Consider the following 24246-nt stretch of genomic DNA (forward strand, 5'->3'; position numbering starts at 1 on the left):
GACCTGCGATCGAAACAGTAGAGAGTGAGTCGATGGAGAGGCGGAATCGATCGGTTCGCTCCCTCCTCGCTGTCGACCGATTCGACGCACGCACGGGAACGGTCATCGCGAGCGCGTCCGGCGCGCTGCCCCTGCTCGTCCTGGGTGTGGTGTCTCCGACGTTTCTCAAGGCCGGTGCACTTCCCGTTCTCACGGCCATCGTCGCGTTCACCCTGGTAACCGTTCTGATCAGCGTGCGCGCCGGTCGTCTCACCGATCCACAGTTCACCGTTCTCGGATCAGGCGGAATGATCGGAGTCGCGATCTCGGCGTACCTGATCGCGGACCCATCGGGCGCCCGAGCCGTGACCTCGATGCTTGCCGTAGTTCCTGCCATTGCCGCGTCCGGGTCGCCCCCGAAAGTCACCGTGTCACTCACGGCCGCGTCGGTCGCGATGGCAACCGGTCTGACGTTCATGGGCGCAACATCCGGTGCCGTCACCTTCGTCGCGGTCGGCGCCGCCGCCACGATCGTGCTGGTTCCCGTGCTGCTGATAGCCACGATGCGCCGGTCCCTCGTCGCGGTCACCGAACGACTGGAAACGCTTGCCTATACCGATCCACTGACGGGTCTGCTCAATCGCCGCGGGATGCTGACCGGCGTCGAGACGATGCTCGATGCAGCAGCGTCGTCCGACGATCCTGTCACCGTCCTGGTCATCGACGTCGACCACTTCAAGACGGTCAACGACGAGTACGGTCACGCTGCGGGTGACACGGTGCTCGTGACCGTGGCGGAAGCAATCTCGGCAGCCGTCTGCGGCTCGGTGCCCGCCGACGACGTCGTGGTCGCCCGCATCGGCGGCGAGGAGTTCGTCGTACTGTGTCGCCACGTCACACCGACGGACCTACAGTCCGCGATCCTGGAGCGCGTCCGAACCCACTGCCAGGTGACCGTGAGCATCGGCGCGGTGCACGCGCTCGTCGTGCACGGAGACGGTGAATCGAGGGACGTCGAGGCATTCGTCGACCAACTCATCCGAGTGGCGGATCGGGCGCTGTACGCGGCGAAGAACGAGGGCCGAGACCGGGGTGTCCAGGCGCGCGCCGAGGCATTTCGGTGGAAGTCCGAGTCCGCCATCCCCATCAAGATCCTGACCGACGAACCCCCTAGGCGACGCGTCGGCTGATCTGCATGTCCGCGGACTCCGCCAACATTTTGTCCCAGACGTCGGGGCGAGCGTCCTCTGCCACGGTGTCGTGGTCCCACCACATCAGGCGGGTCCGATACTTGTCGGTTGGGTAGGCGGCCGGCGGGATGCTCTCGCTGATGCGGCCGCCGGACGACTGCCACTGCCGAAGAACGTGATCCGCTGCGGTGGCGAGGAGGAAGCGCGCGCCGGTGATGTTCATGGTCGGCAATGCGACCCGCGCGAGTTGCGACGACACCACTTTCGACGGTGCGTCGTCGTCGACCCAGGCCGTCTTCATCTCGACGACACCGTGCGGGAGACGGGCCCGGATTTCGTTCTGCACCAGTTCGAGACCATCGGAATGTTCCCACTCCACGAGTGCGTGCGACTGCTCGACGTGCGTGTACGGGCCTTGCGCGCGCAACCCGCCGAGCATGCGACCGTCGTGGTCGAGCGCGACGAAGAACAGCGTGGTCGTCGCCCCCGAAGCCAACTCGTCCATGTCGATTGCGATCGACACGCCGTGGCGTTCGTACGTGCGGACGGCACCGTCGACGTAGCGAGACCACAGATCCGGTGCCGCAGACGGGGTGGCCGCCACGAGGGCGCCGGCGCTGTCGTCGACTGCGAAACAGGGCCCGGTCCACGGTTCCGAAACGCGGGTGGGACGAGTACCGAATCGCAGGCGATGCACGACGCCGGGTCGAACCGCTTCGGGGGTCGGCGGCTGAAATACGTCGACCACGGTCGACTCCTTCACGCATAGGGTCGGAGCCCTGAGCGCCCCGACGGCAACACGAGCCATTCTCCCGGCCGTTTCACCCACCGACTACCGTTCATCACAGCGAACGGCCCGAAATTGGTGAGACGACACAACGAAAACCTTTCCACCGTTTTGATAACCGCCGAATTGCGTGCCGATTCACAACTTTCGGTGCAGCAAAAGGTCTTTCGTTACGGGATGCCTCGCGCGGACTTCACCGGATTCGCTACGTTCCTCACCTAGCCACCCGCGCGAACGGAAGCGAGCACGACGTGCCCGAACACCGCATTCTCGACCGATTCATCACTGTCGACAGCGCCGAGATCGAGCGGCTGACATCGGATCAGAAAACCGTCGTGCTGGATACGACGAACGAGCAGACGCGTTCACTCGACGCGCTGCTCCCACCGCTCGACGATGACGCGCGGGCCGAGGCGACGAGATGGGTGCACTATCCGTGGCGACACGCACTGGTTCACCTGCTCGGACCGACTTCGTTTCGCCGTCTTCGTCTCGATCGCAACCGAAACAAGATCACGGCGGCCGAGCAGGACTCCGTTGCCCGATTGAGTGTGGGTGTGGTCGGCCTCAGCGTGGGTCACGCCGTGGCGCACACTCTTGCGCTCGAAGGTTTGTGCGGTGAACTCCGGTTGGCCGATTTCGACGACCTCGACCTGTCGAACCTCAACCGCGTGCCGGCCACCGTGTTCGACCTGGGCGTCAACAAGGCCGTGCTCGCTGCCCGACGGATCGCCGAGATCGACCCTTATCTGACCGTTCACACGTTCACGGACGGAATCACGCCCGGCACCGTCGACGACTTCCTGGCCGGCCTCGACGTGGTGGTCGAGGAGTGTGACTCCATGGACGCCAAGGTCATGATTCGGGACCACGCGCGGCGACGCGGAATTCCGGTCGTGATGGAGACGAGCGACGGTGGCGTTCTCGACGTGGAACGTTTCGATCTGGACCCCGAGCGTCCGCTGTTCCACGGTCTGCTGGGCGACATCGACCATGCGTCACTGACGTCGATGACTGCCGCGCAGAAGGCGTCGATGGCGGCGCAGATCCTGGACCCGACGAAGGTGACGGCCCGCATGCTTGCGTCGGTGCCCGAGATCGGCACGACGTTGTCGTCCTGGCCGCAACTGGGAAGCGACGTTGCACTCGGCGGCGCGTCCGTCGCGGCCGTGATCCGGGCTTTCGCATTGGGCACACCGCCTCCGTCGGGTCGGGTGCGGATCGACCTCGACGCGCTGATCGCCGGCAGTCGGGATCCACACCCGCGCGTAGCGTCGAGAGATGAGCGGTAAGTCCCATTTCGATGTGTTGATCGTCGGCGGCGGCAACGCCGGCATATCCGCGGCGGGACGGCTGATGCGTCAGGGCGTGAAGGACGTCGCCGTCATCGAGCCCCAGAAGGTGCACACGTATCGGCCGCTTCTGCCCTACGTCGGCGCCGGTGAGGCGCCGCTGCGCTCGGCCGAGCGCACACAGCGGTCGGTGACGCCACGGGGCTGCACCTGGCTCGAGGACACCGTTGTCGCCGTCGATGCTCGCTTGCGTGAGGTGAGGTGCGCCTCCGGTCTCGTCTACACCTACGACGATCTCGTCCTGGGCACCGGCCTTGTTCCGGACACAGCTGCCCTTCCGGGCGTGTACGACGCGCTGGCCACGTCGTCCGTCGCGAGCAACTACCTCGATCGGGCCGAGAAGACGTGGGCGTCGGTGCAATCGCTGCACGACGGCGGCAAGGCAGTGTTCACCGTTCCCCGCCCGCCGGTCAGTTGTACGGGAACCACGATCAAGCCGCTGTTCCTCGCCGCGGACCATTGGAAACGGCACGGGCGAAAAATGGACATCACTTTGGTCGTCGACCGGCGTGAGATCTTGGGCGTGCCCGATCTCGACTCCTTGCTCTTCGACGAACTCAGCGAGTGGGGTGTGCGCGTGCTGCGCGGCACCGCGGTGAGCGAGCTTCATCCCGGCGAGCAGGCCATCACGGTGACGGCCGCCGACGGCGGAACCGAGCGGTTGGACTACGACTTCCTGCACCTCGTTCCTCCGTATCGAGGTCACACCTGGGTCGAGGAGTCCGGATTGGCGACGGCTCACGGCTTGGTCGACATCGACCCACACACGTTGCAGCACAAAATCTTTGCGAACATCTGGGCACTCGGAGACGGTGCCGCCGTCGAGACCGACCCGTCGGGCGGTGGACTCCGCAAACAGGCGTCGGTCATGGTGTCCAACCTGCTGGCCGTCAGGTCCGGCGGCCAGACGACGAACTACGAGGGGTACACCGTGGCTCCGATCGCAGTGGGGCGACACACGTTGGTCCTGGGCGAGTACGACCGATCCGGTGCCGTCATGTCGTCGCTGCCGTCGTTCATGGACGCCCTGAAACCGAGAAGGTGGGCGTGGGCGTTCGACCGCTTCGTGCTCCCCGTCGTCTATTGGCGTTTGATCTTGAAAGGCCTGGCCTAGCGTTCGTGGCGCACTTCACGTTTTCCCTCGTTACCTGCGGGTAACCGCATGGCAAGTCGGGTTCGAAGAAGTTTTGTACACGAGATCGAACTCGAAAACGCGAACCACGAAGGGAGCATCATGACCGCCACCACCTCCACGATCATCGCTCAGCTGCGTGCCCTGCTCACGCTCACCAACACCGAGATTCAGGTCGCGCAGACTCGCGTCGCGCAGGCACGAACCGAAGCCGTGCGCAAGGAACTCCAGCAGAACGCCTCCAACGGCGAAGATCGTGCCCAAGCGATCAAGACCGTTCTCCGCGAACTCGGCGGCGCACCGTCCGTCATCGCGCCGGCTGTCGGCCGCATCACCGCGGCGTTCAAGGCGGCAGCCGAGCAGGCACAGCCGTTCGACGAGGCACTTCTCGGTGACCTCGCGCTCGAGCACCAGCTGCTCGACCGCTCGCGCTACCTGAAGGCGCTGTCGACGAGCGACTCGCAGAAGGACGTCGAACGTCTCGCCGAGCGCCTCATCACCGCGCACACCGCCACTGTTGATTGGCTCATCACCGTCCTCGCCGAGGACGCGTTGGGCGGCCCGGCAGCATTGCGTCGTACGCCGACGCAGGCGGTGGCAGGAGCAGTCGTCGGTGCCATCAACGCACCGATCACGGTTGCCACCAACGCGATCGATCGCGCCATCAACACTGCGCAGGAGACCCCCGAGGCCGTACGTCGTCTCGTCGGACGTGGCGCCGAGATCACCGAGGTTGCCGCACGTACCGCGGCCGCGAGCCGCGATGCAGCGCTCGAAGCCGCAGAGTCCACGGTTCGCGACGCCGGTAAGGGCAACGCTGCCGAGGCACTGCACAAGGCACGCGCCGCATCAGGTTCGCTCGAGGCCGACGAACTGCCGATCGAGGGCTACGACGACCTCACCGTGAACAACGCGGTCGCCGCCATTCGTGAGCTCACCGACACGCAGGACGTTCGCACCATCGTGGCGTACGAAGAGCGCAACAAGAACCGTCAGGGCGTGGTGTCCGCAGCACAGACCCACGTCGCATCGATTGCCCGCGAGGCAGCCGGAGTCGAGTGACCTGACACGACCAGCAGCGCCCCCGCACTCCTCGTGAGTGCGGGGGCGTTTCCGGTTCGTCGACCGCCTACGTCATGTGGGCGCGCATCGCCGAGTAGGTGTTCTTCAGCGCCATCACATCTTCGGGTTTCATGAGATCGAACATGTTGGCGCGCACCGCTTTCACGTGCCCGGGGCTCGCGGACGACAGTTTGTCTCGTCCCGCGCCCGTGAGTTCGGCCAGCGTTCCACGCCGGTCGTCCTCGCACTCGGCCCGCACCACCCAGCCGGCGTCGACCAACCGTGTGATGGCTCGTGTGACGCCGCTGCGAGTCGTGGTCACCGCGTCGGCAAGTTCGCTCATGCGAAGCCGACCACCGGGAGACTCCGAGAGCACCACCAGGAGTTCGAAATCCGTGAAGGAGATGCCTTCGTCGTGGGCGAGCTGACGATCCAACGTGTGCAGCAGCAATCGGGTTGCGTCCAGGTATGCGCGCCACGCCTCCTGCTCGTCGTCGTCGAGCCAGCGCGTGTCGGTCATGAACACAGGATAGCCCAGTTAGTTGACAAAGCAACTAAAGCGAGTACGGTTCAAGTAGTTGAAGACGCAACCATTTTTCTCCATCGGGAAAGGTACCGGCCATGACCACCGATTTCGCTACACAGCGCGACCGCATTCGAGATCAGCACCTGAAGCCTGCTTCGTCTCGTCCGGCGTCGTCCGCGCGCGGCCTGCACCACACCGCCCTCGTCAGCAGTGATGTCGAAACCACGATCAGGTTCTATCAGGATCTGCTGGAGTTCCCGCTGACCGAACTGATCGAGAACCGCGACTACCCGGGCTCGTCCCACTTCTTCTTCGACATCGGCAACGGAAACCTGCTGGCGTTCTTCGACTTTCCCGGCCTCGACGTCGGCCCCTATCAAGAGGTGCTCGGCGGCTTGCACCATGTGGCCATCAGTGTCGAGACCTCGCGGTGGGAGCAGTTGCGAGAGAAGATGACGGAGGCGGGAGTCGAGTTCGTCGAACACAGCGAGGTGTCGCTGTACTTTCGGGATCCCGACGGCGCCCGCATCGAATTGATCGCTGATCCGCTCGGCGAGATGTACGGAGAGAAGGTTCTGTGATGACTGCAGCTGCAGCGCTGGACGTGCGCCGCGCCGACGATCGGTTCAAGACCAACATCGGGTGGCTCGATTCGAAGCACTCGTTCTCCTTCGGCCACCACTACGACACGGGCAACACCCATCACGGCGTGCTCATGGTCAACAACGACGACATCGTGGTGCCCGGCCAAGGATTCGACACTCACCCGCACCGAGACATGGAAATTGTCACCTGGGTACTTCAGGGATCGCTCGTCCATCAGGACTCGATCGGGCACACCGGGGTCATCTATCCCGGTCTCGCGCAACGCATGAGCGCCGGTACCGGCATCCTGCACTCGGAGAAGAACGACTCCTGGCGTCTGGGCACCGAACACGGCGGTGAGCACGCCGAACCGGTGCACTTCGTCCAGATGTGGGTTCTTCCGGACGAAGCCGGGATCACCCCCGGGTACGAGCAGCTCGAGATCGATCACGAGCTCCTCTCGGGCGGCCTCGTTCCGGTTGCCTCCGGAATGCCCGCACACGCGGACCATTCTGCGATCCGGATCCGGAACAAGTACGCAGCTATGCACGTCGCGCGGCTGCAGCCCGGTACACCCGCGGTCACGTTGCCCGACGCGCCATTCCTCCACGTCTTCGTGGCACGCGGCGACGCGACACTGGAGGGGGTCGGCGGACTGGCCGAAGGCGACGCGGTGCGGGTTCGCGGCGGCGGCGGACAGACGTTGAGCACGTCGAACGGTGCCGAGGTCATCGTCTGGGAGATGCACGCGACGATCGGCGGGTGATGTCGCCTGTGCATATGTCTTGACATATGTACAGAAGTCATGTGAGCGTTGTCACTCATGAGCGGCTTTGCGAACCCGGTCGTCTACGACCCGTTCGATGCACGGTTTCACGACGATCCTTTCCCGGTCTACCGCCGTATGCGCGACGAAGCACCGGTGTACTACAACGAAAAATGGAACTTCTACGCCCTGTCTCGATTCGACGACGTGCGCGACGCGATCCGAGATTCCGAGACCTACCTCAATTTCGAGGGAATCGATCTCGACGACACCAATTCTCAAGGCGGCGCGGGCAACATCCCCGTTCTCGACAATCCCCGCCACGACGAGATACGCGGCGTGGTGCAGCGACAGTTCATGCCGCGCAGCATCAAGAAACTCGAAGACGACATTCGGACCGTGGTGACCACGTTGGTGGACTCGTTCGCCGATCGAGGCACCGCGGACCTCGCCGACGAGTTGTGCTGGCCCCTCCCGTACGAGATCTTCTTCGACTTCCTGGGGTTGCCGGACGGCGAGGATCGTGAACAGTTGAAGGCCTGGTCGCACGGGCTCAAGGATCGTGTGCCGGACAGCGCGGAACTCACGCCCGTTGCCATCGAATCGACGACCCGGTCACGCGATTACCTGGCCGAGATGCTGGCTCGCCGTCGCCGCGAACCCAAGGCGGACCTGCTGACCCACATCGTGCAGGCCGATATCGGCGGAGTTCCGTTGGCAGAGAGCGAGATCGACGCGGCGTCGGAGATCGTCGGCCTGGTCTTCGGGCTGTATCTTGCGGGCATCGAAACCACCTCCGGCCTGCTCACCACGCTGTTCCACCAGCTCGGCACGCACCCCGAACAGCAGAAAGCTCTCCGGGAGAACCCGTCCGGGATTCCGAACGCAGTCGAGGAAGGTCTTCGGTACAAGACGCCTCTGCAACTGGTGGTCCGAACCTCGAGCCGCGAGGTCACCCTCCACGGCGTCACCATTCCACGCGGTAGTCGGGTAGCCATGGTCCTCGGCGCGGCCAACCACGACGACCGCCAGTTCGAGGACGCCGACGAATTCGACGCGCTCAGGCCGGCGGTTCGGCACCTCGGATTCGGTGAGGGCTTGCACGGATGCCTGGGCAACCCCCTTGCCCGGCTCGAAGCAAAGATCGCGCTGGAAGTTGCGCTCCCCCGCCTCGGTCAGTACGAGATCGCCGGTACCGTGCGTAGGTACGCGAGTACGCCCAACGCGGCAGGTCTCGATCGCCTGCCCGTGTCGTTCCAGAGAGGACGAGCATGACCGAGGCGGACCTGAATCTCGTTGTGGTAGAACGGCTCGACGCCGCCGAGGATGTCGTGTCGCTCACGCTCGCGGACGCCTCCGGAGACCCACTACCGTCCTGGGAACCCGGTGCGCACATCGACATCACCGTCGGTGACGGGACAACGCGGCAGTACTCCCTCTGCGGGAGTCCCGACGATCGGAGCGTCTATCGGATCGGCGTTCTGAACGAACCCGCCGGGCGAGGCGGCAGCGTCTGGGTACACGACGCACTGAAGGTTGGCGCGGCGCTGTCCGGTCGCGGGCCCCGCAACCACTTCCCCCTCCACCAGTCGCCGCGATACCTCTTCGTCGCGGGCGGAATCGGCATCACCCCGATACTGGCCATGATCGGAGCGGTCCAGAAGGCCGGTGCCGAGTGGACTCTGGTCTACGGCGGACGCCGGTCGGCGTCGATGGCATTCCTCGACGAGATCTCCGACATCGGCTCACGGGCGACGATCTGGCCGCAGGACACCCACGGTCTGATCGACCTTCCCGGCCTGTTGTCCGAGCCCCGTGACGACACCCTGGTGTACTGCTGCGGCCCCGAACCGTTGCTCGTGGCCGTCGAGAAGCTGTGCGCGCCATGGCCGTCGGGTGCGCTGCACCTGGAGCGATTCTCGCCCAAGGACGTGGGTGCACCCGTTCGGTCCGATTCGTTCGAGGTGGTTCTCACCGACAGCGGCGTCACCCTGACGGTGCCACCGGACCGGACGATACTCGAGGTCGTCGAGGCGGCGGGCGTGAACGTTCTGTCGTCATGCGGTGAAGGTACTTGTGGGACATGCGAAACCGGCGTCGTCGACGGCGAACCGGACCACCGTGATTCTGTTCTCACGCCGGAAGAACAGGCCGACAACAGCTGCATGATGATTTGCGTGTCTCGGTCGGTCAGTCCTCGATTGGTACTGGAGCTGTGAGCGTCGGAGTGACTACTATTCGATCATGACCGAACGATCGAAATCGTCAGTTGCGGGAACGTATCTGCTCATCGGTGTCGTAGCCGGGCTCGTCCTCGGCGTCGTCATCGGTGCGGTAGCAGGAAACACGAGCATCGGGATCGGTGTCGGCATGTTCGTCGGCGCACTGGTGTCCGCAGTGTTCATCGCCCGACTCGATGCAGGAAAACCGAAGTCCGACCGTTGATTCCGGTGCTGTGACTCAGGCGCTGTGACTCAGGCGCTGTGCTCCTCGATGTACTCCTGCGGATCGCGGTCCGACGTGTCGATACCCTTTCCGCCCGGATGCGCGGCATAGAACGCAATCCACTGCTGCGCCAGTTCCGCACGCAGTTCGCGAGGTGCGTTCTTCCGGAAGTCCGGTAGTACTTCGTCTTCCTCCTCGGCGAGGTGCTCCGAGTTCTCCGCGCGTGCCGTACCCACGGCCTCGTACCACTCATGGCTTCCCACTTCGCATTCCGCAGCTTTCGCCACCGCGTCACGAATCTTGTTGTGGTCCCCGATCGCGTCGTCCGTTTCTTCTTCTGCGTCGTCGCTCCCCTTCTTCAGGAGCGACGGATAGAAGACCTCCTCCTCGGCCTGAGCGTGCGTGTCGAGTCGTTCCCCGAGCGGACCCCACACGGCGGACAGTTCCTCAGCGGTCTGCGCATCGTCGAGGCGCGCGAAGGCGCGTCGGAACCACTCGTGGTCGTCCATGATCAGCGAGGTGATGTCGGCGGTGGCGATGTCGGGAAGCGGCTGTGACATGGTTCGACGGTAGCCGACGGACCGATCAGAGCCCCACTTTCTCCAACATTTCGTCGTAGGCCTCAGCGGCTTCTTTCTCCGTACGACCTTGCTCGAGGGCGGTCGTGTACGCGGCGGCGACCACGGACTCGACTTTCTCGTACCTCGCCAGCCACTGCTCGGCCCGCACCCGCCAGTACCCGATGATGTCGAACCGGTCGGCGCCCATGCCGCGCTCCCGGCGCACGAACTTGCGCACGGCCCGAGAGTCGGCCGCCTCACCCGCGAACCAGACGTACCCGTTGCCCTCGGGGATCGGCCACGCGCGCACCGCGTCCACCACGGCGCCGGGTCCGTGACCGTTGCCGCTGCCCACGAGCCAGTCGACGGTGACAGCACCGACCGTGTCGAAGTGCAGGACGTCCCGCTCGTCGAACACTTCCGCGATCACATGTGCGCGAGCACTTTTCGGCAGCCCTTCCACGATGCGCGCGAGGGCCGGCAAGCCCGCGAGATCTGCGACCAGCAGCTGCCAGTCGGTGTCCTCGGGCACGGCGTACCACCCCCGTGGCATCGAGAACAGCACGGTGTCACCGGCAGAAGCAGACTGCGCCCACGACGCCGCGACGCCGCCTTCGTGCGCAACGAAATCGACGACGAGAGTTCCGTCCGGTTCGATCCGTCGCACCGTGTAGTTGCGCCCCTCCGGCCGGTCCGACTCGTCGTGGAACCACCAGACACCGTCGATGTTCGTCATTGCCGGCGGGCGATCCTCACCGGGATTCGGAAAGTAGATGGCGACGGATTCGTCGGGTGATTCGTGGGCGTCGTAGTCGTCGAGATCCGGCCCGCCGAACCGAACGCGCACAAAACTGGGTGTCAACTGCTCGGTCGACAGCACTTCGGCCCAATAGAATCCTCTGTCGCGCATGAGCTTAGGCTAACCACATCGACCCGAGGTCTCAATGCTCACGTTCGACAGGTCGAGGACCGTGCACGCCGGTACAGTCCTGCCATGACCTGGGAAACCCATCCGGTCACACCGGACCGGTTCGACGACTTCGCCGACGTGATCAACCCGAACCGCCGGACGACGCACTGCTGGTGCCTGTCGCATCGCCTGCAGGTCAAAGACATCGAATCGCTCGGTGAGGGTAGCCGCGAGACCGCGATGCGCAAGCTCACCGAACGCAACCGTCCACCCGGAGTCGTCACCTACCTGGACGGTATTCCTGTCGGCTGGTGCAGCATCGGGCCGCGATCGGACATCCCACGTCTGGTGAAGAGTCGTCTCATCCGTCCGCTGGACGACACCGCGGTGTGGAGCATCATCTGCGTCGTGGTGCGGGGCGGCCACCGTAGGAAGGGCGTGACGACGGCGATGCTGGAGGGCGCGCTCGCCTACGCCGCGTCCAACGGCGCACCCGCGGTGGAGTCGTACCCGGTCGATCCCGAGGGACGAATGGACCTGACGATGGCGTTCGTCGGGACTCGGAAGATGTTCGCCCACGCCGGTTTCGAGGTGGTGGGCACCACGGACGCGGTGGCGTCGAAGATGCCGCGGCTGATCATGCGCAGAGACCTCAGCTGATAAGGTTCTCGCTCTTCAGCCAGTCGTACGCAACGTTCGCCGGGTCCTGTCCGTCGATGTCGACGCGCCCGTTCAGGTCCTGCATCAGGTCGTCGGTGAGACGTTCGGACACCTGTCCCAGCAGCTCGGTGACAGCCGGATACTGCTCGTAGATCGCGCTGCGCAGCACGGCCGTTCCGCTGTACGGCAGGAAGTACTTCCGATCGTCGTCGAGAACGGTGAGATCCAGATTCTTGATTCGACCGTCGGTGGTGTAGACCATGCCGAAGTTGCAGGGCGAGCTCTGTGCGGTCGACGGGTAGATCACGCCTGCGTCCATACGCGTGATGTTTTCGGTCGGAACCCCGTTCGGACCGTTCAGCGGCATCCCGTACTTGTCGAGCATGGGCACGAATCCGTCTGCTCGCGAGAAGAACTCGTCGTCGACGCAGAAGGTTCGCTCGGCGACCGGGAGTGCCGCGACGTCGGACAACGACGTCACGCCCAACCGCTCCGCAGTTGCGGCCGATGCCGCGAACGCGTAGGTGTCGTTGAAGTTGGCCGGTGGCAACCATTCCAGATCGTGGTCGGCCTTCTCGATGTCGTGAACCTTCTGCCACAACTCGCCGGGATCGGAGATGGTCTCGGTCTCGGCGTGATAGTTCACCCAGCCGGTTCCGGTGTACTCCCACAGAATGTCGGCATCACCGTTCAGTTGCGCTTGCCGCGACGACGCAGAGCCGGGGGCGCCGGTCAGGTCGGACACCTCGGCGCCGGCGGCCGCGAGGTAGGTCGCCGTGATCTTGCCCAGAATGACACCCTCGGTGAAGCTCTTGGACGTGACCACCAGACTCGCGCCGTCGAGCGGGCGCTGACCGTCGGCCAACGAAGCCGACTTGAACGTTCCCGACGACGAGACCAGTCCGCATCCGGCGACGGTCGTCGCGATCACTCCGATCGAGACGAAAGCGGAAAGTCGGCGACGCAGGCGGTTCATGCCACTCCCTTGGGTGTTGCGACCAGTTCGACGAGGCGACCGAGCCAGTCGATGGTCAGTGCCAGAAGTGCGACCAGGATCGCCCCGGAGATGAGCAGCTTCGGCAGGAACAGCGTGACGCCGGTGGTGATGAGCGTGCCGAGGCTGGTGGCCCCGATGAACGTACTGAGTGTGGCGGTGCCCACCAGAATGACCAGTGCGGTCCGAATTCCGTTCAGGATCACCGGAACCGCGAGAGGTAGCTCCACCTGAACCAGAGTGCGCACACCGGAGAACCCGATTCCTCGTGCCGCTTCGATGGTGCGTTGGTCGACCTGCTGAAGTCCCACGATGGTGTTCTGCAGGATGGGCAGGATCGCGTAGACGACGAGACCCACTACCGCCGTGCGAAATCCGGTTCCGAGCCACATGGTGAGCAACACGATCAAGCCGACGGCGGGAGCCGCCTGGCCGATGTTGGCGACGTTGACCACGATCGGGTTGAGCTTCTTCGCCTTCTCTCGCGTCAGCAGGATGCCCAGAGGGACTGCGATGACGACGACGATGACGGTTGCCGTCAACGTGAGAATCACGTGCGACGCCAACGTGGTTCGGAGGTTGTCCCATCCCAGCGACGCCTGCTCGGTGGAGGTGAGCGTGGTCGAGCGGTACCAGAGAACGTAGGCGATGCCGAGCACCAGCACCACGAGCGGTTCGAGCCACACGTCGATGGGCGTGCTCCGGAATCTACTCACGACGCGGAACCTTCGGTGTGCGTGGAGTACGACGTGGTGTCGTCCGGGCGAGCCTCGGACAGCTGGCCTCGGATCACTGCCATCACGGTCGAGATCGTCAGCGCACCGGTGACCGCACCGCGCCCGTCGGTGACGAGAACACCGCCCTGGCTGGCTGCGAGCATGGTGTCCAGCGCGTCGTTGAGCGTCGAGGACGGCGCCACCACCGGCAGTCGTGAGTCGACGTAGTCCGAGACGCGATCCTTGGTACCCACCTCGTCGAGTGACGGCCAGGCACGCGCCTGCCCATCGGCGTCGACGACGACGATCCACGTTGCGCCGCGGGCCTTGGCTCGCGCGATCACCTCCTGCGACGAGTCCCCGACGCGCGCCGTCACCACCGGGTCGTGGTCGACGTCCTTGACTCGCGACAGCGTGAGATGCGCCAGGGTGGCGCCGGATCCGACGAACTCTTCGACGAACGGTGTGGCCGGGTTGGCAAGAATCTCTGCCGGCGCGGCGTACTGCTCGACATGACCGCCCTCGGACAGGATCAGCACCTTGTCGCCGAGCTTGGTCGCCTCTTCGAAGTCGTGGGTGACGATGACGATGGTCTTCCCGAGCTCGTGCTGAATGGCAATGAGCTTGTCCTGCAGCCGAACACGAGTGATCGGGTCGACCGCACCGAACGGCTCGTCCATCAGCAGAACCGGCGGATCCGCGGCGAGTGCACGCGCGACACCGACACGCTGTTGCTGGCCACCCGACATGTCTTTCGGCAGTCGGTCACGGAACGTTCGAGCGTCGAGTCCGACGAGGTCGAGCAGGTACTCGGTGCGCTCGTCGATACGCTTCGAGTCCCAGCCGAGAACGCGAGGGATGGCGCCGATGTTCTTGCCGACCGACCAGTGTGGGAACAGTCCGCCGGACTGAATGACGTAACCGATGGACTGACGCAGCTTGTCGGCATCCTCTCCGGTGACGTCCCGGTCCCCGATGAAGATGCGGCCCTCGCTCGGCTCGATCAGCCGATTGATCATCTTGAGCGTGGTCGTCTTTCCGCAGCCGGACGGTCCGACGAACGCAACGATGTCCCCGGCGTCGATCTCGAGGTCGAGCTTCTTCACGGCAGGTTTGTCCTGACCGCGGTACTGCTTGACGACGCCGTCGAGGCGAATCGACGCCCCGGTGACGGTGCGCTCGGTGGTTGAGGTCGTGGTGGCGGTCATCGGAGTCCCTTGGCAATCGTGAGGCGCCCGAGAAGGACGAGCAGGGCGTCGAACACCAAGGCGATGACGACGATGAGAATTGTTCCGGTGGCGGCCATTTCGAGGGCATTGGTACCACCGAGTCGCGACAGACCGTTGAAGATGAGCGAGCCCAGGCCGGGGCCGAGAACGTACGCGACGATGGCTGCGACACCGACCACCATCTGCGTCGACACGCGAATACCGGTCAGGATGACCGGCCACGCCATCGGCAGAGCGACCTGGACCAGAATGCGCCGTTGCGAGAAACCGATTCCCTTCGCGGACTCGATCACCGATTCCGGGACCGATCTCAGGCCGACGATTGCATTACCGACCACGGGCATGGCGGCGAAGAATGCCAGCATGATGAAGGACGGCACCACACCGAGACCGAACGGCACGATCAGGAGCGCCAGTAATGCCAGTGACGGAATGGTCAACGCGATGCGGCTCGTCGTCAGCGTCAGGGTGGCGAACAACGGCAGTCGATACACCGCGACGGCGACCAGGACGGCCAGTATCGTGCCGACGAGAACGGTCTGAAAGGCTAGCGACGCATGCTGATAGGTCAGGAACGCGAGAAATCCCTCTCGCCCCTGAAGATAGTTTCCCAAGTTCACAATTCTCCCTCGTCGTCGGGCGGGAGCTTATCCACGGATTCACCGACCATTTGCACGCTGTGGTTCCGAGGGTGCCGTTGAAATGCGGAAACAATTCGAATCACGGTGAGCGAAAGTCGCCGTGAGAAACTGGCCCACATGAGACGTACTGCGACTTCGATCGCACTGAGCATCATGATCGTTCTGCTCGGAGCGGCGCCGGCCGCGGCGCACACCAGGCTCGTTGCGTCCGATCCGAGCGCTGACGCGGTTCTCGACGCGGCACCCACCACCGTTCGGCTGACGTTCAGCGAAGCGATATCCACTTCGTTCGCGACGATCAGCGTCGTGGGTCCCGATGGCGCGCAATACGCAGAACCGAACACCACTACCGACGGTGCCGACGCAGTGGTGTCCACGACCGATTCGATGCCGGCCGGCGCCTACACGATCGGCTACAGGGTGACGTCCGCGGACGGGCATCCCATCACCGGCACGACACTGTTCACCCTGACCGCAGTCGCGGCTCCAGCCCAGAACACGGCTCCAGCCCAGAACACGGCTCCGACCCGAACTGCGGCTACGAGTGTGGCGACTGGCCAGGAGTCAGCGGCACCTGCCGAGTCCGACGGAGGGATCAACGGCGTCGCCTTCTGGATTCTCGGTGCCGTCCTGATCGCTGCCGCAGCTTTGAAGGCCGGCTTCTTCATGCGCGACAGGGGTCGATGAGGACGGGGCTGATGAGTCGGTGGCTACAGTCGATGTATGACATCGACCGTGTGGGCACTCGACGCTTCCAGCGGCGGCACTCTGTCGATCAGAACCGGGGTCACCGGCCGGGCGTCGAAGATGGGCCATCGCTTGACCATCGGCGTGACGAAGTGGCACGCGACCGTCGAATGGGACGGCCGTCGACCCACCGCGGTGACTCTGACGGCCGAAGTCCCGTCCATCGAGGTGTTGGGCGGAGAGGGTGGAGTCACGCCCCTCATCGGACCAGAGAAGATGGTGGCGAAGTCGAACGCCTTGAAGACATTCGACGCCGATCGATTCCCCGAGATCAAGTTCCGCTCGGACGACGTCACCGAGTCCGGCTCCGGTTACACGTTGAACGGGTCGTTGGAAATTCACGGCAAGACCAAGAAGGTCGTCGTCGACGTTGCGGTCGAGGACCAGGGCCGTTCGTGGCGCATACGCTCCGAGAACACGGTCAAACAAACGGATTACGGAATCAAGCCGTATTCTCAGCTGATGGGATCGATGAAAGTGGTCGACGACGTCACGGTGAGGTTCGAGGCCGAGCACTCGAAGTAGCGGCGCTCAGCTTCCGAACGCAGCGCCCAGTTGCCGCAGGAAGTCGGTGACGATCTGCACCGGCCCACCGGCGGGCAAGACGACTATCGGAGATGCTTCCTGCACTTCGTAGGCCGGGTAGGGGTAAAGCCGGAGTACGTCGTTCACCCCGGGATAGCTCGATACCCACAGCGCCGGGTCGGACTCCGCTCGGCCGCAGCTTCCGAGCGCGACGTAGGAGCCGTCGGGAATGTCCCGAACCGTCTGAGTCGAGGTACCGGTCGCCACCGTGCCGGACTCGTACAGCTGCTCGGTGCTGAGCTCGGTGACAGCCGGAAGGACGCCACCGGGAGCCGCCGCAACCGAGGTCGAGCACGTCAACGGTGTGCCCGAGTTGTTCGTGATCGTGTTGGTCACGGTCGACCCGTCCGACGAGAAGGCAAAGCTCACGTCGGTCGGCCCTACCGCGGAGGCCACCGCTGGGACGGCCAACGACAGTGGAATGCACACTGCAGCGGCCAGTGTTGTGCGGGCGAGCAGGCGCATCGTTGGGGTCCTTCACGTCGAAGTCTGCGTTCTCTTTGTGAGTGTTCACGATAGCGGGCGGCAACGTCTAGGTTTGAGTCACTACCGCAACCGAGGAGACACGTTGAGCGACAAGACCGCATCCGAAGATCCGGGTACCGAAAGCACAGAGCCGAAGGGTGGGCGCCCGGGTCCTGCCGACCACAACGGAAGCGGCGGAATGGCATCGCGGGAATTGGCTGCCGACGAAGAGGCCGAGTCGGACGACTGATCGGATCCGCTGAGCCGCACGGTGTGTGGGGCGGACTGACGGCCGCCGAACGTTGTTCCCAAGCACCGCCGGCATCGCTGACGGCCTGACTCTCTCCGAACTTTTTGTCGGTACCCCGTACTAACATGTGTCTTGTTCGAACACATGTTCGATCACATCGATCCGGGGGGTGATGTACCTGTCTGCATCACTGCTGCATGCCGCCGTCATCGACCACCACCGCGGGGCAAATGCCGCCGACGCGGAACGCATCGCCACCTTCGACGCCTACTACCACGCCCGAAACGCCGACCCCGGCGGTTCCATCCCCACCCACGCGTCCATCGTCTCCGAGATCGCTGCTGCCACCAACAGCACCGACGCCGTCGTGGGCGGCCTCCTGACCCTGTGGTGGTCGATGCTTCCCGCCGTTCGCGCAGCATTCGTCGCCGGGCACATCTCGCTGGTCATCGCTCGGGTCGTCAAGAACCACACCGCCGACGCCCGGACCGCCACCCTCGATCGCCTCGAGTCCGATATCGTCTGCGCCGCAAAGGCACTCGCGCCCGGACCGCTCGGTACCGAGATCGACAGGCTCCTGACCGAAGCTGACGCCGAATGGGACAAGCGCACCCGAGAACGCGCCGCCCTCACCGAGACCTCGGTCCGCATCACGAAGATGCCGCGAGGTCTTCGCAAAGTCGTCGCCATCGTCCCCGCCGTCGATGCTGCCGCCATCGGACAGACCGTCACCGACCAGATTCGACGAATCTGCAACCCCGACCCCACCACCGTGAACTACCTGCGTGCACAGGCGTTCGTTGCCGTCATGCGCGGCGGGCAGCTCTATTGCAACTGCGGTCGACCCGACTGCAGGAACCCCGCACCCGCGAAGAGGTCGGCTCCGTTCACCGCGGCAGCCGACGGCACCGTCACCGACCCCCGCGACGTGGTCGTGTGCGACGCGAAACCCGCTGCCGTTCAAGTTCGAATCAGCTGCGACCTCGAATTGATCCTCGGAATCGGTTCTGCGGGAGCGCAACTCGACGGGTACGGCCCCATCGACGCCCACACCTGCCGAGCCCTGGCCGCGAATGCGACGTGGCAAGCACTCTTCCTGGCGTCCCGCCGCTACCTCGACACCCTCACCGGCGGTGATCCCTACTATGGGGACGACGGACCGCCACCGGATCGATCGCCCTTCGCATCGTGCCGGTGCCGGTGCGGCCGGCCGGGTTGTGCCGCAATCACACTCACCGACGACCAGCGGCAACAACACGACATCGAGCAACTTGCGCATCACGCCGAGAACGAGGAAGCCAAGGGCTACCTCGACGACACGGTCACACTGGGTCGCAGCCGACCCCTCGCCGCGGCCACGATGCCCCACCCGGTACCGACTGCGCCGACAGCAACAACAACAGCAACTACGCGCGACAACACCGCCGCCGACGTCATCGCGTACTGGGTCCGACGCTTCGCCGACGGCGATATACCTCCACCGTCCGACGGCCGCGGCGGGTTCGTGTCCCCTCCACCGGGAGCCCTGACGTACGCACCGAGTGCCGCACTCGCCGCCCTGGTGCGCGCCGACCACCCCACGTGCATCCACACCGGATGCACCGTGCCGTCGCAGCGCTGCGACCTCGACCACACCGTCGAGTTCGACAAGAGGACGCCGCTACGAGGCGGGTGGACCATCCGCGCGAACCTCGCGCCGCTGTGCCGACGCCATCACAACCACAAGACCGACAAGCTCTGGAGTCACTCACGTCTACCCGACGGCACCTTCCATCTCACCGACCCGCTCGGACATCACTACTTCACCGTCCCGAGCTGACGGCCCATGGTGTACAACCGACATCATGATTCGCAACGTCGTCATGGGACGCCTCCGTCACGAAGCCGACCGCATGCAGCTCGAGACCGCGCTCGCCGGTATCGCGGCCTTGAAGCTCCCCGGCCTGTTGTCCAATCACACCGGGTTCGATGCCGGATTACGCGGCGGCGGTTGGACATTCGCGATCACCAACGATTGGCAGGACGCCGAGAGCTATCGGGTCTACGACCTCGACCCCGAACACAATGTCTACCGAAGAAGCATCGTCGAGGTTTGCGACGACGTGGCGCGCGTGCAATTCGAGCTGTGAAATCACCACGCTCGTGGCAGCTTCAATCCTGTTGCCGCGAGTTCCAGCTCGGCGAGCGTGCGCACCGCGGCAGGATCACCGTCACGCCACGCGCCCGCCGGATCATCGTGCACGCGGAGGAGTTGTGCCATCGGTCGACGGGTCAGCGCACGAAATGCGAACAAGTCCATGCCGGCATCCGACCGAACCAGCCTGCGCGCCGCAGTGGCCCGGCGAACGAACCTGACGCGCCGAGGCAACCACAGCCCCAGCAACAGGACGATCGGAATCGCAGCGATGGTGACCCCGAGGAAGGTCGCCAGCAGATCGACCGCATTCGCTTGCGCCTCCCCCGCACCCCGCAGCGCTGCTCCGGCGCCACCGGCACGGTCGAACGGGGATCGCACGTCGTCACCGACCAGCGGGATGTTCGACACCTTGTCGCCGGCAGCGCGCAGGTTGTTCTCCAGCGACGTACCGGCGTCCGCGATCTCGCGACCGGGCGCAGCGAGGCCCATCACCGTATTGTCGAGAGCAGCACCGATGCGGATCCAGACCACGGTCCACACCAACATCAACAGGTCCGACGCCACCTGACGCGTTCGTCCCGCCGGCAGTTCCGAGTAGAGGATCATGCGGTGGGGTACCCGCTCGATGGGGATTCATTCGAGAGGCAACTGTGAGCACCGACTTCGCACCGCGCACCGCGTACATCAACAAGATTTCGACCGTCGTACCCGAGCACGACGTTCACGAAGATTTCGTCGCTTATGCGGACAGCACGTTCGATCTGCGGCGCAAGCAACTGCTGTTCCGCCGGATGGCCGACCGCGCCCAGATCTCGCACCGCTGGTCGTCGTTCCCCTCGCTTGCCGACTTCTACGGCGACGACCCCAATTCGGTGGACACGGCAACGCGGATGCGCGAATTCGAGCGCACCGCACCCGATTTGGCGGTACGGGCCGTCGATGGCCTGGACCTCGGTGACGCGGCTTCGGACATCACTCACCTCATCGTGCTGACGTGTACCGGTTTCGTCACTCCGGGAATCGATTTCGAGATCATGGCACGGTGCGGAGTTCCGACGACGGTGGAACGCACCCAGGTGGGGTTCATGGGATGCTTCGCCGGCATCAACGGCCTCAAGCTCGCGCACCATATCGTGCGATCGGAACCGGCGGCCCGCGTTCTGGTGGTCAGCGTCGAACTCTGTTCGCTGCACATGCAGAAGACCGACGATCTGGAGACCATGCTGTCCTTCCTGGTCTTCGGCGACGGCGCCGCGGCGGTGCTGGTGACCGCCGAGGAGAGCGGCCTGGCGATGGACTCCTTCCAAGCGCTGATGATCGAAGACTCCCGCGAACTCATCACGTGGCGCATCGGCGGTGTCGGCTTCGACATGAAACTGTCGGGGAAGGTCCCGGGATCACTGGCGCGTGCCTTGGACGCGGACACGATGAAGATCGTGCTGTCGGGCGCCGAGACGTCGTCCATCGACATGTGGGCCGTGCATCCTGGCGGACGGTCGATCCTCGACGCAGTCGAGGGGGCGTTGGAACTGGGCCCGGAGGATCTGTCGGCGTCGCGCAAGGTGCTGGACAATTACGGGAACATGTCCTCTGCCACGGTCCTTTTCGTCCTTGCGGAAATGATGGACCGCGGAGACACCGGAAGCGGGTGCGCAATGGCCTTCGGACCGGGCCTGACGGCAGAGACGATGCTCTTTCACGCGTCGTGAATGCGCTCCGCCAACAGTTCGGCGAGGTGCACACCACGGCGATCGCTCAGGTCGGACAGCTGTGTGCGGCAAGAATATCCGTCGGCCAGAACGGTCGTGTCCTGCGGCGCTGCGGCAACTGCGGGCAGTAGCTGTTGTTCGGCGATGGACACCGAAACCTCGTAGTGCCCTTTCTCGACCCCGAAATTCCCGGCCAGTCCGCAACATCCGCCCAAGCGCTCGACGTCGGCGCCGGCCTTCTCGAGCAGCGCCGCGTCCGCTCCCCACCCCATGACCGCGTGGTGATGGCAGTGGGGCTGCGCAACGATCGCCGAACCTGTCAACGACGGCGGGGACCATCCTCGTTCGGTGAGTATTTCGGCCAACGTCCGGGTGGTGGCCGCCACCCGTCGAGCGCCGTCGGTGTCGACGAGTTCGATTGCGTCCGAACGCAACACGCCGGTGCACGACGGTTCCATTCCGACGACCGGAACGCCGCGATCGAGCGTGTCGACCGTGCGACCGAGAATTTTCCGGGCGGCGGTGAGCTGGCCCGTCGTGATCCACGTCAGACCGCAACACACCTGCTTGTCCGTGAGTTCCACTCGCATTCCGGCGGATTCGAGGACTGCCACGGTTGCAACGCCGACTTCGGGCGTGAAAAAGTTCGTGAACGAGTCGACGAAGAGCAAGACCGGATCGCCGTCTCGGCGCCGATCGAGCTTCGTGTCGGCAAACCAGGACCGAAACGTCTGGGTGGCGAACGCCGGAATCTGCCGGCGACGGTCGACCCCCGCGGCGGACAGAGCAAGCGGTGCCACACCCGGAAGTCGCATCGCCGCGTTTGCTATACGTGGTAGCCGACTGGCGATCGCGGCCCAACGGGGAAGCCAGCCCAACGAGTAATGCGACGCCGGACGCCGCCTGCCGGAATAGCTTTGGTGCAAGACCTCGGCCTTGTAGGACGCCATGTCGACCCCCGTCGGGCAGTCCGACGCACACCCTTTGCACGAGAGACACAAATCGAGCGCGTCGTGCACTTCGGGTGACCGCCACCCTCCGGTCACGGTCGTTCCGTTGATCATCTCCTGCAGAACCCGAGCCCGTCCGCGGGTGGAATCCTTCTCCTCCCGCGTCGCCAGGTACGACGGACACATCACGCCGCCCGTGGAGGTGTTGTCCGCCCGGCACTTTCCCACGCCCGTGCACCGGTGCAGCGCTTGGGTGAAGTTGCCTCCGTCGTCGTGATACGCCAGTGCAAGGTTGCGGCGCACGATCGGTGCGGCGGGAACTCGCAAATCGGCGTCGAGCGGTCGAGGATCGACCACCACGCCGGGGTTCAGGATGTCCTGCGGATCGAACGCGTTCTTGACCGCCGCGAACAATCTCAGTGCGTCCTGCGAGTACATCAGGGGAAGGAGCTCGCTGCGCGCCCGCCCGTCCCCATGTTCCCCGGAAAGAGAACCGCCGTACTGTGCAACCAAAGTCGCTGCGGCAACCAGAAATCGACGAAAGTCTGCGGTCCCGTTCGGCTTGTCGAGCGGCATGTCGATGCGGACGTGCAGGCACCCGTCTCCGAAGTGGCCGTAGGGCAGCCCCGTCAATCCGAAGTCGTCCATGAGGGCATCGAAGTCGCGTAGGTAGTCACCCAGCTGAGCGGGCGGCACGGCGGCGTCTTCCCATCCGGAGTGCGCAGGCAGTCCGGCCGGACTGCGGCCCGCGAGACCGGCCCCGTCTGCCCTGATTCTCCACAGTGCGGCGGTGCGCGCCGGATCCGTGACGACGAGATGATCGAGTGCGCCGCACCCTCTTCCGACTGCTTCGGCGCGAGACAGGGTGTCGCCCAGCGTGTCTCCGACGACTTCCACGAACAGCCAGGCCGCTCCCCGCGGAAGCGGTGGAACGGAACTCGGACCGCGTCGTTCGCGCACGACATCGACTATTCGTGCGTCGATGCCCTCGCATGCCGTCGGCGAATGTTCGAGAACCACCGGGGCGGCATCTCCGGCTGCAGCGATGTCGGGGTATCCGAGGACCACCAACACCCGATGCGCCGGGTCCGAGACCAACCTGACCGTCGCCTCGGTGACCACGGCCAGCGTCCCCTCGCTGCCGACGAGCATGCGAGCAACGTCGAATCGGTTCTCCGGCAACAGATGTTCGAGCGCGTAGCCCGAGACCTGCCGACCGAACCGGCCGAACTCCGTCCGTATGGTGGCCAGGCCCGATGCGGTGATGCCGCGAAGGTCGTCGAGTATCGGCGACGTGGTCGTGGAACCGAGCCGCACACGCTCGGCCGTTCCCGTCAGCACGTCCGTACCCACGACGTTGTCCGACGTGCGCCCGTACCCCAGCGTCCTCGAACCGCAGGCGTTGTTGCCGATCATGCCGCCGATGGTGCATCGGTTGCTGGTCGACGGATCCGGTCCGAACCGCAACCCGTGCGACGCCGCCGCGGATTGGAGGTCGCTCTGCACCACCCCCGGCTCGACCACCGCTGTCCGCGATTGCGGGTCCAGCGAGACGATCCGATTCATGTGTCGACCGAAGTCGAGAATCACGCCTGCCCCGACGGCATTGCCGGCCACCGAGGTACCCGCACCGCGCGCCGTCAACGGGATACCCTCGCCCCGACAGACCTCGAGAACCGCGGCAACGTCGTCCGGTCCGGTGGGACACACCACGGCCATCGGCGTGACCCTGTAGAGGGATGCATCGGAGGAATACGCCGCGCGCGAGGTGCTGTCGACGCGTACGTCCGAGACTCCGGCGCGCCGAACCGCGTCGGCAACGGACTGGGCGGACATCACTGTCGTGATGCTACGCGGGGCCATCGAGGC

General features: G+C 64.8%; 27 protein-coding genes. 16 read left to right on the forward strand and 11 right to left on the reverse strand.

Annotated features, from left to right (window positions below; translation table 11 throughout):
• The first annotated feature begins 32 nt into the window (after positions 1 to 32).
• Positions 33 to 1169 (forward strand): GGDEF domain-containing protein, encoded by a 1137-nt coding sequence (locus tag IEW02_RS16165; protein ID WP_188545847.1) that lies wholly within the window; start codon positions 33 to 35, stop codon positions 1167 to 1169.
• Here IEW02_RS16165 and IEW02_RS16170 read toward each other — a convergent pair.
• Positions 1150 to 1917: a hypothetical protein gene (locus tag IEW02_RS16170; protein WP_229746075.1), complete on the reverse strand. Its 768-nt coding sequence runs from the start codon at positions 1915 to 1917 to the stop codon at positions 1150 to 1152. The two genes, IEW02_RS16165 and IEW02_RS16170, sit on opposite strands and share 20 nt — an antisense overlap.
• Before the next feature lie 290 nt (positions 1918 to 2207).
• On the opposite strand from IEW02_RS16170, the gene IEW02_RS16175 reads away from it, so the two are divergent.
• The 3 genes from IEW02_RS16175 (at position 2208) to IEW02_RS16185 (ending at position 5502) form a co-directional block, all read left to right on the forward strand.
• Positions 2208 to 3248 carry an Rv1355c family protein gene (locus IEW02_RS16175; protein ID WP_188545848.1) on the forward strand — a complete coding sequence of 347 codons (1041 nt, stop codon included), beginning with the start codon at positions 2208 to 2210 and terminating at the stop codon, positions 3246 to 3248.
• Positions 3238 to 4422: an NAD(P)/FAD-dependent oxidoreductase gene (locus IEW02_RS16180; RefSeq protein WP_188545849.1), complete on the forward strand. Its 1185-nt coding sequence runs from the start codon at positions 3238 to 3240 to the stop codon at positions 4420 to 4422. Before IEW02_RS16175 ends, IEW02_RS16180 begins: the two co-directional genes overlap by 11 nt.
• Positions 4423 to 4542: 120 nt before the next feature.
• Complete coding sequence (locus IEW02_RS16185; RefSeq protein WP_188545850.1) at positions 4543 to 5502, forward strand: ferritin-like domain-containing protein; 960 nt, start codon at positions 4543 to 4545, stop codon at positions 5500 to 5502.
• Positions 5503 to 5569: 67 nt separating this feature from the next.
• Here IEW02_RS16185 and IEW02_RS16190 read toward each other — a convergent pair whose 3' ends face one another.
• Positions 5570 to 6022 carry a MarR family winged helix-turn-helix transcriptional regulator gene (locus IEW02_RS16190; RefSeq protein WP_188545851.1) on the reverse strand — a complete coding sequence of 151 codons (453 nt, stop codon included), beginning with the start codon at positions 6020 to 6022 and terminating at the stop codon, positions 5570 to 5572.
• A 101-nt stretch (positions 6023 to 6123) separates the two neighbouring features.
• On the opposite strand from IEW02_RS16190, the gene IEW02_RS16195 reads away from it, so the two are divergent.
• From IEW02_RS16195 to IEW02_RS16215, 5 genes are read left to right on the forward strand one after another with little or no spacing between them, the layout of a single operon-like run.
• Positions 6124 to 6609 carry a VOC family protein gene (locus IEW02_RS16195; protein ID WP_188545852.1) on the forward strand — a complete coding sequence of 162 codons (486 nt, stop codon included), beginning with the start codon at positions 6124 to 6126 and terminating at the stop codon, positions 6607 to 6609.
• Positions 6609 to 7379, forward strand: a complete 771-nt coding sequence (locus tag IEW02_RS16200) for a pirin family protein (RefSeq protein ID WP_188545853.1) — start codon at positions 6609 to 6611, stop codon at positions 7377 to 7379. The genes IEW02_RS16195 and IEW02_RS16200 overlap by 1 nt, the downstream gene beginning before the upstream one ends.
• A gap of 57 nt (positions 7380 to 7436) precedes the next feature.
• Entirely contained in the window at positions 7437 to 8654 is a 1218-nt protein-coding gene (locus IEW02_RS16205; protein WP_188545854.1) for a cytochrome P450, read from the forward strand.
• The gene (locus IEW02_RS16210; protein ID WP_188545855.1) at positions 8651 to 9598 is read left to right on the forward strand and encodes a PDR/VanB family oxidoreductase; all 948 of its coding nucleotides are present in this window, start codon (positions 8651 to 8653) and stop codon (positions 9596 to 9598) included. The genes IEW02_RS16205 and IEW02_RS16210 overlap by 4 nt, the downstream gene beginning before the upstream one ends.
• 25 nt (positions 9599 to 9623) lie before the next feature.
• On the forward strand, positions 9624 to 9824 hold the full coding sequence (locus tag IEW02_RS16215) for a hypothetical protein (RefSeq protein WP_188545856.1): 201 nt from the start codon (positions 9624 to 9626) through the stop codon (positions 9822 to 9824).
• A 29-nt stretch (positions 9825 to 9853) separates the two neighbouring features.
• Here the strand turns inward: IEW02_RS16215 and IEW02_RS16220 are convergent, their stop codons facing one another.
• Both IEW02_RS16220 and IEW02_RS16225 read right to left on the reverse strand, forming a co-directional pair.
• Positions 9854 to 10384 (reverse strand): hemerythrin domain-containing protein, encoded by a 531-nt coding sequence (locus tag IEW02_RS16220; protein ID WP_188545857.1) that lies wholly within the window; start codon positions 10382 to 10384, stop codon positions 9854 to 9856.
• Between the two features lie 25 nt (positions 10385 to 10409).
• Positions 10410 to 11294 (reverse strand): siderophore-interacting protein, encoded by an 885-nt coding sequence (locus tag IEW02_RS16225; RefSeq protein WP_188545858.1) that lies wholly within the window; start codon positions 11292 to 11294, stop codon positions 10410 to 10412.
• An 84-nt stretch (positions 11295 to 11378) separates the two neighbouring features.
• Between IEW02_RS16225 and IEW02_RS16230 the strand changes: the two genes are divergently transcribed.
• Positions 11379 to 11954 (forward strand): GNAT family N-acetyltransferase, encoded by a 576-nt coding sequence (locus IEW02_RS16230; protein WP_188545859.1) that lies wholly within the window; start codon positions 11379 to 11381, stop codon positions 11952 to 11954.
• Here the strand turns inward: IEW02_RS16230 and IEW02_RS16235 are convergent.
• From IEW02_RS16235 to IEW02_RS16250, 4 genes are read right to left on the reverse strand one after another with little or no spacing between them, the layout of a single operon-like run.
• Positions 11947 to 12930 (reverse strand): glycine betaine ABC transporter substrate-binding protein, encoded by a 984-nt coding sequence (locus IEW02_RS16235; protein ID WP_188545860.1) that lies wholly within the window; start codon positions 12928 to 12930, stop codon positions 11947 to 11949. The genes IEW02_RS16230 and IEW02_RS16235 overlap by 8 nt on opposite strands.
• Positions 12927 to 13664 carry an ABC transporter permease gene (locus IEW02_RS16240; protein ID WP_188545861.1) on the reverse strand — a complete coding sequence of 246 codons (738 nt, stop codon included), beginning with the start codon at positions 13662 to 13664 and terminating at the stop codon, positions 12927 to 12929. The genes IEW02_RS16235 and IEW02_RS16240 overlap by 4 nt, the downstream gene beginning before the upstream one ends.
• Positions 13661 to 14872, reverse strand: coding sequence for an ABC transporter ATP-binding protein (locus IEW02_RS16245; protein WP_188545862.1), 1212 nt, complete (start codon positions 14870 to 14872; stop codon positions 13661 to 13663). The genes IEW02_RS16240 and IEW02_RS16245 overlap by 4 nt, the downstream gene beginning before the upstream one ends.
• Positions 14869 to 15513 (reverse strand): ABC transporter permease, encoded by a 645-nt coding sequence (locus tag IEW02_RS16250; RefSeq protein ID WP_188545863.1) that lies wholly within the window; start codon positions 15511 to 15513, stop codon positions 14869 to 14871. Before IEW02_RS16250 ends, IEW02_RS16245 begins: the two co-directional genes overlap by 4 nt.
• Before the next feature lie 138 nt (positions 15514 to 15651).
• Here IEW02_RS16250 and IEW02_RS16255 point away from each other — a divergent pair, with 138 nt between their 5' ends.
• Both IEW02_RS16255 and IEW02_RS16260 read left to right on the forward strand, forming a co-directional pair.
• Positions 15652 to 16221 (forward strand): copper resistance CopC family protein, encoded by a 570-nt coding sequence (locus IEW02_RS16255; RefSeq protein WP_188545864.1) that lies wholly within the window; start codon positions 15652 to 15654, stop codon positions 16219 to 16221.
• A 36-nt stretch (positions 16222 to 16257) separates the two neighbouring features.
• Entirely contained in the window at positions 16258 to 16806 is a 549-nt protein-coding gene (locus IEW02_RS16260) for a YceI family protein (protein WP_188545865.1), read from the forward strand.
• Between the two features lie 6 nt (positions 16807 to 16812).
• Here IEW02_RS16260 and IEW02_RS16265 read toward each other — a convergent pair whose 3' ends face one another.
• Positions 16813 to 17331: a hypothetical protein gene (locus IEW02_RS16265; RefSeq protein WP_188545866.1), complete on the reverse strand. Its 519-nt coding sequence runs from the start codon at positions 17329 to 17331 to the stop codon at positions 16813 to 16815.
• Positions 17332 to 17434: 103 nt separating this feature from the next.
• Here IEW02_RS16265 and IEW02_RS16270 point away from each other — a divergent pair, with 103 nt between their 5' ends.
• From IEW02_RS16270 to IEW02_RS16280, 3 genes are all read left to right on the forward strand, one after another.
• Complete coding sequence (locus tag IEW02_RS16270; protein WP_188545867.1) at positions 17435 to 17581, forward strand: hypothetical protein; 147 nt, start codon at positions 17435 to 17437, stop codon at positions 17579 to 17581.
• A 172-nt stretch (positions 17582 to 17753) separates the two neighbouring features.
• Positions 17754 to 19400 carry an HNH endonuclease gene (locus tag IEW02_RS16275; RefSeq protein ID WP_188545868.1) on the forward strand — a complete coding sequence of 549 codons (1647 nt, stop codon included), beginning with the start codon at positions 17754 to 17756 and terminating at the stop codon, positions 19398 to 19400.
• Positions 19401 to 19425: 25 nt separating this feature from the next.
• Positions 19426 to 19710: a Dabb family protein gene (locus IEW02_RS16280; protein ID WP_188545869.1), complete on the forward strand. Its 285-nt coding sequence runs from the start codon at positions 19426 to 19428 to the stop codon at positions 19708 to 19710.
• Between the two features lie 2 nt (positions 19711 to 19712).
• Here IEW02_RS16280 and IEW02_RS16285 read toward each other — a convergent pair whose 3' ends face one another.
• A complete protein-coding gene (locus IEW02_RS16285) occupies positions 19713 to 20324 on the reverse strand; it encodes a hypothetical protein (protein WP_188545870.1) in 612 nt (203 codons plus the stop codon).
• A gap of 44 nt (positions 20325 to 20368) precedes the next feature.
• On the opposite strand from IEW02_RS16285, the gene IEW02_RS16290 reads away from it, so the two are divergent.
• Positions 20369 to 21427: a type III polyketide synthase gene (locus IEW02_RS16290; RefSeq protein WP_188545871.1), complete on the forward strand. Its 1059-nt coding sequence runs from the start codon at positions 20369 to 20371 to the stop codon at positions 21425 to 21427.
• On the opposite strand, the gene IEW02_RS16295 is transcribed toward IEW02_RS16290, so the two are convergent.
• Positions 21415 to 24240, reverse strand: coding sequence for an FAD-binding and (Fe-S)-binding domain-containing protein (locus IEW02_RS16295; protein ID WP_188545872.1), 2826 nt, complete (start codon positions 24238 to 24240; stop codon positions 21415 to 21417). The genes IEW02_RS16290 and IEW02_RS16295 overlap by 13 nt on opposite strands.
• Positions 24241 to 24246: the final 6 nt, after the last annotated feature.

Origin of the sequence: Rhodococcoides trifolii (assembly GCF_014635345.1) — a bacterium.
In the GTDB taxonomy this organism is placed as follows: Bacteria; Actinomycetota; Actinomycetes; order Mycobacteriales; family Mycobacteriaceae; genus Rhodococcoides; species Rhodococcoides trifolii.

Bases quoted from the DNA above. Each gene is read 5' to 3' on its own strand.
- IEW02_RS16165 (WP_188545847.1), top strand. From the start codon at position 33: ATGGAGAGGCGGAATCGATCGGTTCGCTCCCTCCTCGCTGTCGACCGA.
- IEW02_RS16180 (WP_188545849.1), top strand. From the start codon at position 3,238: ATGAGCGGTAAGTCCCATTTCGATGTGTTGATCGTCGGCGGCGGCAAC.
- IEW02_RS16185 (WP_188545850.1), top strand. From the start codon at position 4,543: ATGACCGCCACCACCTCCACGATCATCGCTCAGCTGCGTGCCCTGCTC.
- IEW02_RS16190 (WP_188545851.1), bottom strand. From the start codon at position 6,022: ATGACCGACACGCGCTGGCTCGACGACGACGAGCAGGAGGCGTGGCGC.
- IEW02_RS16195 (WP_188545852.1), top strand. From the start codon at position 6,124: ATGACCACCGATTTCGCTACACAGCGCGACCGCATTCGAGATCAGCAC.
- IEW02_RS16200 (WP_188545853.1), top strand. From the start codon at position 6,609: ATGACTGCAGCTGCAGCGCTGGACGTGCGCCGCGCCGACGATCGGTTC.
- IEW02_RS16205 (WP_188545854.1), top strand. From the start codon at position 7,437: ATGAGCGGCTTTGCGAACCCGGTCGTCTACGACCCGTTCGATGCACGG.
- IEW02_RS16210 (WP_188545855.1), top strand. From the start codon at position 8,651: ATGACCGAGGCGGACCTGAATCTCGTTGTGGTAGAACGGCTCGACGCC.
- IEW02_RS16215 (WP_188545856.1), top strand. From the start codon at position 9,624: ATGACCGAACGATCGAAATCGTCAGTTGCGGGAACGTATCTGCTCATC.
- IEW02_RS16220 (WP_188545857.1), bottom strand. From the start codon at position 10,384: ATGTCACAGCCGCTTCCCGACATCGCCACCGCCGACATCACCTCGCTG.
- IEW02_RS16225 (WP_188545858.1), bottom strand. From the start codon at position 11,294: ATGCGCGACAGAGGATTCTATTGGGCCGAAGTGCTGTCGACCGAGCAG.
- IEW02_RS16230 (WP_188545859.1), top strand. From the start codon at position 11,379: ATGACCTGGGAAACCCATCCGGTCACACCGGACCGGTTCGACGACTTC.
- IEW02_RS16235 (WP_188545860.1), bottom strand. From the start codon at position 12,930: ATGAACCGCCTGCGTCGCCGACTTTCCGCTTTCGTCTCGATCGGAGTG.
- IEW02_RS16245 (WP_188545862.1), bottom strand. From the start codon at position 14,872: ATGACCGCCACCACGACCTCAACCACCGAGCGCACCGTCACCGGGGCG.
- IEW02_RS16255 (WP_188545864.1), top strand. From the start codon at position 15,652: ATGAGACGTACTGCGACTTCGATCGCACTGAGCATCATGATCGTTCTG.
- IEW02_RS16260 (WP_188545865.1), top strand. From the start codon at position 16,258: ATGACATCGACCGTGTGGGCACTCGACGCTTCCAGCGGCGGCACTCTG.
- IEW02_RS16265 (WP_188545866.1), bottom strand. From the start codon at position 17,331: ATGCGCCTGCTCGCCCGCACAACACTGGCCGCTGCAGTGTGCATTCCA.
- IEW02_RS16275 (WP_188545868.1), top strand. From the start codon at position 17,754: ATGTACCTGTCTGCATCACTGCTGCATGCCGCCGTCATCGACCACCAC.
- IEW02_RS16280 (WP_188545869.1), top strand. From the start codon at position 19,426: ATGATTCGCAACGTCGTCATGGGACGCCTCCGTCACGAAGCCGACCGC.
- IEW02_RS16285 (WP_188545870.1), bottom strand. From the start codon at position 20,324: ATGATCCTCTACTCGGAACTGCCGGCGGGACGAACGCGTCAGGTGGCG.
- IEW02_RS16295 (WP_188545872.1), bottom strand. From the start codon at position 24,240: ATGGCCCCGCGTAGCATCACGACAGTGATGTCCGCCCAGTCCGTTGCC.